Here is a 7,290-nt window from a genome sequence, read left to right as displayed (position 1 = left end):
CTGATCCGGACTCCGCGGGGCCGCGGATTGGTGTGTGGAACCAATCCGCCTGGGTCCTCGGCTACGGACCATCAGTATGAAGTCGCGGGGACCACCCAGCTCGGAGGCGTGTTCAAGGCCGGCACCTCGACGTACGGTCAGCCGACGGCCGCGATCTGGGCGGCCAGATGACCGCCTCCGTAGCCGTTGTCGATGTTGACCACCGCCACGCCCGGCGAGCAGGCGTTGAGCATGGACAACAGCGGGGCGATGCCACCGAACGCGGCGCCGTAGCCGACCGAGGTGGGCACGGCCACCACCGGGGCGCTGACGAGACCCGCCACCACGCTGGGCAGCGCGCCGTCCATCCCCGCGACGACCACGATCACCCGGGCACGGCGCAGCAGGTCGAGGCGGCCCAGGACCCGGTGCAGCCCGGCCACCCCCACATCGACGACCAGCTCGCATGCCCGGCCCAGGTAGGTGGCTGTCAGCAGCGCCTCCCTGGCCACCGGTAGGTCCGAGGTCCCGGCCGCGACGACCACGACCGGGCCGCCCGAGCGCTCGGGCGGCTCCGCCGGCCAGGCAAGCAGCCGGGCCTCCTGGTCGTAGTGGGCTTCGGGGACCTCGGCGAGCACCGCCTTGGCATGGTCGGCGGCGGCACGGGTGAACAGGGTGGGCGCGCCGCGGTCGCGTACCGCTGCGGCGATGGCGCCGACCTGGGCGGGCGTCTTGCCCTCGCAGTACACGGCCTCGGGATAGCCGCGCCGCTCGGCCCGGTCGTGGTCGAGTTCGGCGAAGTCCGCGAGGATCCGCGACGGTTGACGGTCATCGGTCATTTCGAGGCTCCGGTGGCTGAGACCAGGGGAAGGGTGAAGGCGCCGGACTGGATGCCCGCGAGGTCGACTGCGACCATCCGGAAGCCGGCCGCCCTGACAGCCCGGAGCACCGCTTCGCGCGTCGGGCCGGAGACGGCACGCGCGATCTCCGCCTCGGGCAGTTCGAGGCGGGCGACATCGCCGTGATGGCGGACCCGTGAGTCGGAGAAGCCCAGTTCACGCAGTGCCTTCTCGGCCCGCTCGACCTGGGCGAGCTTCTCCGGCGAGACCTCCTCGAAGTGCGGGATGCGCGACGCCAGACAGGGCGCGGCCGGCTTGTCGGCGCAGGGGAGCTCCAGGGCGCGCGCGATGCGCCGTACCGCTGCCTTGTCCAGGCCCGCGTCGGCGAGCGGGCGCAGCACACGGTGCTCGGTCGCCGCCCGGCTGCCTGGGCGGTCGGGGCGGAGCGCGTCGTCGGCGTTCTCGCCGTAGGCGACGGCCGCGAGTCCGTGCGTGCTGACGACCTCGTCGGAGATCCGGGTGAACAGCTCGTTCTTGCAGTGGAAGCAGCGGTCCGGGCCGTTGGCGCGGTACGCCTCCTGCTCGCCCTCGTGGGTGGCGACCTCCAGTACGCGGGCGCCGATGAAGGCGGCGACGTCGTGGGCCGCCGCCCTCTCGTCAGCGGCCAGGCTGGGGGAGACCCCGAGCACTGCCACGACGCGGTCGGGCCCCAGGGCGCGGACCGCCAGCGCGAGCAGCAGCGAGGAGTCGACCCCGCCGGAGAAGGCGACGCCCAGCGGGTCCGCGCCGTGCAGGGCCGCGGCGACGCGGTCGGCCGCCTCGGCGTCGGCGCCTGTGAGGAGTTGTGATGCGCTGGTTGTCATGCCGGTCTCCTGTGTTCCGGGTGGGGGTGGACGGGGCGTGGTCCTGCTCGCAACGGGTGTGCGAGCAGGACCGTGGTGGCTCCGGGCCTGGGACCGTCGTCGCGCCGGCTGCCGGATCCCCCGGCGGCCGGCGCGGTGCTTGCGGCGTCCTCAACTGCCCTTGATCAGACCGAGTTCCGTCGGCAGCCACGTCGATATCTCGGGTACGAAGACCACCAGGAACAGCACGACGACCAGCGCCGCGAAGAACGGCAGCAGCTGTCGGATGACCGGTTCGATGCGCTGTTCCCCCACTCTGGCCGCGATGAAGAGCACATTGCCGACCGGCGGCGTGATCGTGCCCAGGCACAGGTTGAAGACGATCATCATGCCGAAGTGAACCGGGTCGATCCCGAACTCCTGCACGATCGGCAGGAAGATCGGAGTGAAGATCAGGATCGCCGGTGTCGGGTCCATGAAGGTTCCCACCACCAGCAGGATGAGCATCATCAGAACGAGGATGACGGTGGGGTTGTCGCTCATTCCCAGCAGCGCGTCCGAGACCAGCCCCGGGATCCCGGTGAAGGACATCACCCACGACATCACCGAGGAGACACCGACCAGGATCATCACGATCGCTGTCGTCCTGGTCGCGTTCAGCAGGATGCCCGGGAGATGCCCGACCTTGATGTTCCGGTACGCGAAGCCGAGCACCAGACAGTAGAGAACCGCGATCGCCGCCGACTCGGTCGGGGTGAAGAAGCCGGCCAGGATGCCGCCGATGACGATGAGGATCATCAGGAGGGACGGCACGGCCTTCCAGACGACTCCGGCCGCCTGTCGGAGCGTCACGCCACCCGAACCCTTGAGTTCGGGCCGCCTGCGGGAGCGCGCGTACACGATCACCATGCAGGCCAGTGTCCACAGCAGGCCCGGCCCGTAGCCGGCCATGAACAGAGCGGCGATGGAACTGCCGCTCACCAGCGAGTAGACGATGAACGTGTTGCTCGGCGGGATCAGCATTCCCGCCGGGGCGGAGGCCGCGTTGACGGAGGCCGCGAACGCGGGATCGTAGCCCTCGGCCCGCTGCCTCGGGCCCATGACACCCCCGACGGCCGCTGCGGAGGCCACGGCGGCGCCGCTCACCGAGCCGAACAGTGCGTTGGCGACGACGTTGGTCTGGGCAAGCGACCCCGGCGCCCGTCCCACGAGGACCTTGGCCGCGTCGACGAGCCGGGCGGCGATGCCGCCGTTGTTCATCAGCACGCCGGCCAGGACGAAGAACGGAATGGCCAGCAGGCTGAACGAGTTGGTGCCGGTGAAGATCTGCTGGGACGACACCAGGACGGCGTTGTCGAGGCCCAGCACGGCGATGGTGGCAACGGTGGCGGAGAGCCCGACGGCGACGGCGATCGGGACGCTCAGAAGTATCAGGCCGGCGATTCCGACCAGCAGGATGAGCCCTGCGAGCGTGGCTGGATCCATCACTGCCCCTCAGATCGCTTCGGTCGAATCGTCGGTCTCGATCGCGGCTTCCTCGCCGCGCAGTACCGAGACCAGGTGGTACACCGCGTACAGCGTGATGATCACGCCGGTGACGGGCATGACCAGGTGGAGCGGGCCCACCTGGGTGGGAAGCACCGTGAGGTTCTGGTCCCAGGTCAGCAGCACCATCCTGGATCCGCCCCAGATCAGCGCGAGTGCGGCGAAGGCGATGACCGCGAGCTGCACGACGACCGCGGCTCCCCGCTGCACGCCGGCGGGGCATTTGCGGATGAGGAAGTCGACCGCGATGTGTCCACGCTCGGAGAAGACGAGAGCGGCCCCGAACATGCCGAGCCATACGAACACGTACTTGGCGAGCTGCTCCGACCAGTTGCTGGGAGCGTTGAGCACCTGCCTGCTGAAGACCTGCCACGACACCGTGAGGACGAGGACCGCGAAGAGCGCCACACAGGCCGCGGCGAGCACTCGGTCCAGAAACTTCTTCACTGCGAGCATGTCGGGCCCTTCGCCTTCCTGGCTGTTCGTCGGTTCATCCGGCGGCCCTCCGGCTCGCCTCGTACACCTCTCGGGCGGTCTCGGTGGTCAGCGCCTCGTCGGTGAGCGGAGCGAGGGCCTTACGGAACGCCTTCTCGTCGACGTCGTGGAACTGCACTCCCGCGCTCTTGGCGTCGGCGACGGCCTGTGCGGTCTCGGTCTTCCAGAGCCTGGTGAATTCCTTCATCGCCGCGGCCCACTCCCTGTCGAACGCGGCCCTGTCACGGTCGGACATCGACTCCAGCCGGCCGGTGTTCCCGACCAGATAGTCGAGGCCGACGAGGTGGTCGGTCCTGGACCAGTGCTTGGCGACCTCGAAGTGCTTCTGCGTCACATACGAGACCTCGTTGTTCTCGGCGCCGTCGAGGACGCCGGACTGCAGGGCCGTGTAGACCTCGCCGTAGGACATCGGCGTCGCGGCGCCGCCCATCAGCTCGATCATCCGGATGTGCACCTTGCTCTCCTGCACCCGGACCTTCATGCCGGCGAGGTCGGCCGGCTTGGTGACCGGCTTGTCCGCGTAGATGCTGCGGGTGCCCTGGGTGAACCCGCCGAGCACGGTGAGGTCGTTCCGGTCCTCGAGCGAGGAGTACAGCCCGCCCACGATCTTCTTGTCGTTGATGACCTTCATCTGGTGGTCGACGGAGTCGAAGACGTGGGGCAGGTTGAAGGCGACGAAGTCCTTGTTGAGGTCCTCCAGTTGGGTCCCGGAGACGATCGCGAGGTCGACGCTGCCGTCGCTGGTCAGCTGGAGCGCCTCCTGCTGGGCCCCGAGGTTCTCGTTGGGGAAGACCTCGATGTTCCACCGGCCGTCGGTGGACTCGGTGAGCCGGTCCGCGAAGTGGTCGAGCGCCACGAACGAGGGGTGGTCCTCGGACTGGTTCAGCGCCAGCCGCAGGGTGGTTCCCCTGCCGGCACCGGCGCCGCCCTCACCCCCGCCGCCGGAGGCTCCGCACCCGGCCAGCAGCGCCATGGCGCTGCTCGCGGCCGCGACCGAAAGGGTCGTCCTGTTCATGTGCTCCCTCTTCGCTCGTCACGCTCGTCATTGAGCTCCCGGCCGCCCTTCGCCTCCCGGCTCTCCTGCGCCCGACCCTGGAGGAGCAGGGGCGGGCACAGCAGAGCCGGGCAGTTGTGCCGGGATCCGGGACGCATCTCGCCGCGTGGCTCGTAAACGCCATGGCTGCGTGGATGTCGCCATGTATTCATCCAGGTCGGTGCGGCGGTGGCAATCGGTTGCCAGATGTTGCTGTGTCACGTGTGGGTGCGCGCACCGGGCCCACCGGTCCCGGCACGTGCGGAGACCGGTGGGCCCGGTGCGGGCGGCGGCGGCTCAGCGGCGGTAGCCGAGGCCGAAGCCGAAGGTGTAGGCGTCGCCGGAGCCGTTCACATAGGCGTAGCCGGGGCCCTCGTCGTAGCCCGGGACATCCGGTGCGTTGCCGTCCACGGCGTCGAGGGAAGCCGGGACGGTGACCGGCAGTTTGCCGGTGGGGTCGGTCCTGCCCCGAATGACGTCGACGACCGCCTCGGGGGTGACGTCGAACGTGGCGAGCGTCGCGTCGGCGTCCTGGTCGATCTCTCCGACCAGCCAGGGGTTGGTCATGTTGATGCCGACGATGTTGGTGTCGACCTCCTCCTGGATCTGCCGGATCCGGGCCACGTCGATGCCCGTCTTCTCGTCGAGTTCGACGGAGAGCCGGCTGGTCTCGGTGTCGTCACGGAGGTTCAGGTTCGGCCGTGCCCAGAGGAAGGCGTGGGTGGCCTCCTCGGGCCGGTCGACCAGGGTGATCGACGGGTCGTGCTCGGCGATGCGCTTGGCCAGGCCGGCGGTCTGCTCGGCGGCGTCGTCCCGGGTGAACACCTCGACGTAGAGGCGGACGTCCTCGGTGTCCTGGTCGGTGAGGGGCAGCGCCTGCCCTTCGTTGCGCAGCATCGCGACGGACTTCCGGTGCGCCGCGTCGGCCTTGGCCTGGGATGCCGGGTCGTCGGCGATCGTCTGGGCGCGCCGGGGATCGTTGTACGGGTCCTCGAACAGGCCGAGGTCGAACATCTCGGTGAGGAGGAAGCTCACCGACCGGTCGATCTCGGACTCCTTCACCAGGCCCTCCTCGACCGCCCGGATCAGGTCCTTCGGGTCCGCTTCACCGGAGAAGATATTGGTACCCGCCTTGATCGCCTTGGCGTAGCGCTCGGTGGAGCTCAGTTCCTCCACGCCCCAGGGCTGGGCGGTGGTGATTCCCGTATCGCTGTTGACGTAGCCCTGGAAACCCATTTCGTCGCGGAGCAGTCCCTGAAGAAATGCACCGTTGTAGGCGAATCCGACTTCTTCGAATTGCTGATCCTCGGATTGCCACAGCTTTTTCGGCAGCTGCGGTGCACTGCCCTCGTTCCGGGGTGCGGAATAGTACGGCATGATCGAGGTCGTGCCGGCATCGACGGCGGCCTGGAAAGGCGGAAGATGATAGCGCTGCAGGCTGCCCTCGTTCGGATACGGCTGGAATTTACCCCAGGAGAAATGCGGGTCCCGGCCGTCCTCGCGGGCGCCGCCGCCGGGGAAGTGTTTGGTGGTCAGTGAGACGCTCTCGGCGGAGAGTTCATCGCCCTGGAAGCCCTCGACGATCGACTTGATCATGTCCGCTGCGAGCTGCGGCTCCTCGCCGAAGGTGTCGCTCGCCCGGGTCCAGCGCGGCTCGGTGGCGGTGTCCGCCATGTACATGTAGCCCTTGTGGATGCCCGCCGCGCGCCACTCCCGGGCCGCGATCCGGCTGAACTCCCGGACCAGGCCGGGATCGCGGGTCGCCGCCAGGCCGAGCTCGCCCGGCCAGGTCGAGAACTTGCCGCCGGCCTCGGAAACGCCGAAGGTCCGGTCGGAGTTGAGGTGGTTGCGCGGATTGGAGGCCATCACCACGGGGATGCCCAGCCGGCTGCCCTCCGCGATTTCCTGGAGGGCGTTGGTCCAGCGGGCCAGATCCTTCGCCTCCCGATCGTCCCGGACGATCAGGTGCCGCAGATGGCGCTCGCCGATGCCCTTCGTGGCCCCCGAGGCGGACAGCACCGGCTTGTCGTAGGGCTTGCCGTCCCAGGAGTTGGTCTCCTCCCACCGGTCGTGTTCGCACAGCAGCGCGGTCCCTCCGCCGTCGCCGCAGTTGTCGCTGGTGCCCATGTAGTGCGAGGAGATCAGCATCATGCCGGCCTTCTCCTGGAGGGTCATCCGGGAGAGGAGGTCGGCCGCACGCGTCGTGGTGGGCAGGCGCCAGTTCTCGTACGGGTCCAGACGGGCGTTGTCGTTGAGGTCCCGGAAGCGCAGGCCTCCGGTCTCGATGATGTCCTTCACCCGTGACTCGACCTCGGGCGAACCGGCGGGGCCGGCTGCCGCGGCGCCGGTCGGCGAGCTGTCCCCCGGTGCCGCGGTGGCGGTGCCGAGAAGCGCCAAGGTCAGCGGGACCACCGCGAGCGTAGTGGCCGTTCTTTTTCGGAAGGGCCGGGCGCCTGGGGCCATCTGCGTACTCCCTTGAACAGAGAATGGCTGAATGTCGGAAATGTTTCGGCCGGATGGTTCCTGAATGTCAGGGCATGAAAAAGCTCTGCAGAAT

The 7,290-nt window shown here is 68.8% G+C and carries 6 protein-coding genes; all 6 read right to left on the bottom strand.

The annotated features are described in order from the left end of the window. Positions 1 to 137 precede the first annotated feature (137 nt). Positions 138 to 818: a nickel pincer cofactor biosynthesis protein LarB gene (larB, locus tag QIS96_RS06190; RefSeq protein WP_282541355.1), complete on the bottom strand. Its 681-nt coding sequence runs from the start codon at positions 816 to 818 to the stop codon at positions 138 to 140. Then, positions 815 to 1,681: an ATP-dependent sacrificial sulfur transferase LarE gene (larE, locus tag QIS96_RS06185; RefSeq protein ID WP_282541354.1), complete on the bottom strand. Its 867-nt coding sequence runs from the start codon at positions 1,679 to 1,681 to the stop codon at positions 815 to 817. The genes larB and larE overlap by 4 nt, the downstream gene beginning before the upstream one ends. A gap of 150 nt (positions 1,682 to 1,831) precedes the next feature. Continuing rightward, positions 1,832 to 3,145: a TRAP transporter large permease gene (locus tag QIS96_RS06180; RefSeq protein WP_282541353.1), complete on the bottom strand. Its 1,314-nt coding sequence runs from the start codon at positions 3,143 to 3,145 to the stop codon at positions 1,832 to 1,834. A gap of 9 nt (positions 3,146 to 3,154) precedes the next feature. Further along, positions 3,155 to 3,661: a TRAP transporter small permease gene (locus QIS96_RS06175; protein WP_282541352.1), complete on the bottom strand. Its 507-nt coding sequence runs from the start codon at positions 3,659 to 3,661 to the stop codon at positions 3,155 to 3,157. Between the two features lie 34 nt (positions 3,662 to 3,695). After that, entirely contained in the window at positions 3,696 to 4,715 is a 1,020-nt protein-coding gene (locus QIS96_RS06170) for a TRAP transporter substrate-binding protein (protein WP_282541351.1), read from the bottom strand. A 315-nt stretch (positions 4,716 to 5,030) separates the two neighbouring features. Further along, complete coding sequence (locus QIS96_RS06165; protein WP_282541350.1) at positions 5,031 to 7,145, bottom strand: glycoside hydrolase family 3 protein; 2,115 nt, start codon at positions 7,143 to 7,145, stop codon at positions 5,031 to 5,033. Positions 7,146 to 7,290 lie beyond the last annotated feature (145 nt).

Source organism: Streptomyces cavernicola, from assembly GCF_029968035.1.
GTDB classification, from domain to species: Bacteria; Actinomycetota; Actinomycetes; order Streptomycetales; family Streptomycetaceae; genus Streptomyces; species Streptomyces cavernicola.
This window is presented reverse-complemented; position numbering and strand designations above follow the sequence as displayed.

What these genes read in the sequence shown, in the direction of transcription:
- larE (WP_282541354.1), bottom strand. Translation starts at nt 1,681, where the DNA reads ATGACAACCAGCGCATCACAACTCCTCACAGGCGCCGACGCCGAGGCG.
- QIS96_RS06180 (WP_282541353.1), bottom strand. Translation starts at nt 3,145, where the DNA reads ATGGATCCAGCCACGCTCGCAGGGCTCATCCTGCTGGTCGGAATCGCC.
- QIS96_RS06175 (WP_282541352.1), bottom strand. Translation starts at nt 3,661, where the DNA reads ATGCTCGCAGTGAAGAAGTTTCTGGACCGAGTGCTCGCCGCGGCCTGT.
- larB (WP_282541355.1), bottom strand. Translation starts at nt 818, where the DNA reads ATGACCGATGACCGTCAACCGTCGCGGATCCTCGCGGACTTCGCCGAA.
- QIS96_RS06170 (WP_282541351.1), bottom strand. Translation starts at nt 4,715, where the DNA reads ATGAACAGGACGACCCTTTCGGTCGCGGCCGCGAGCAGCGCCATGGCG.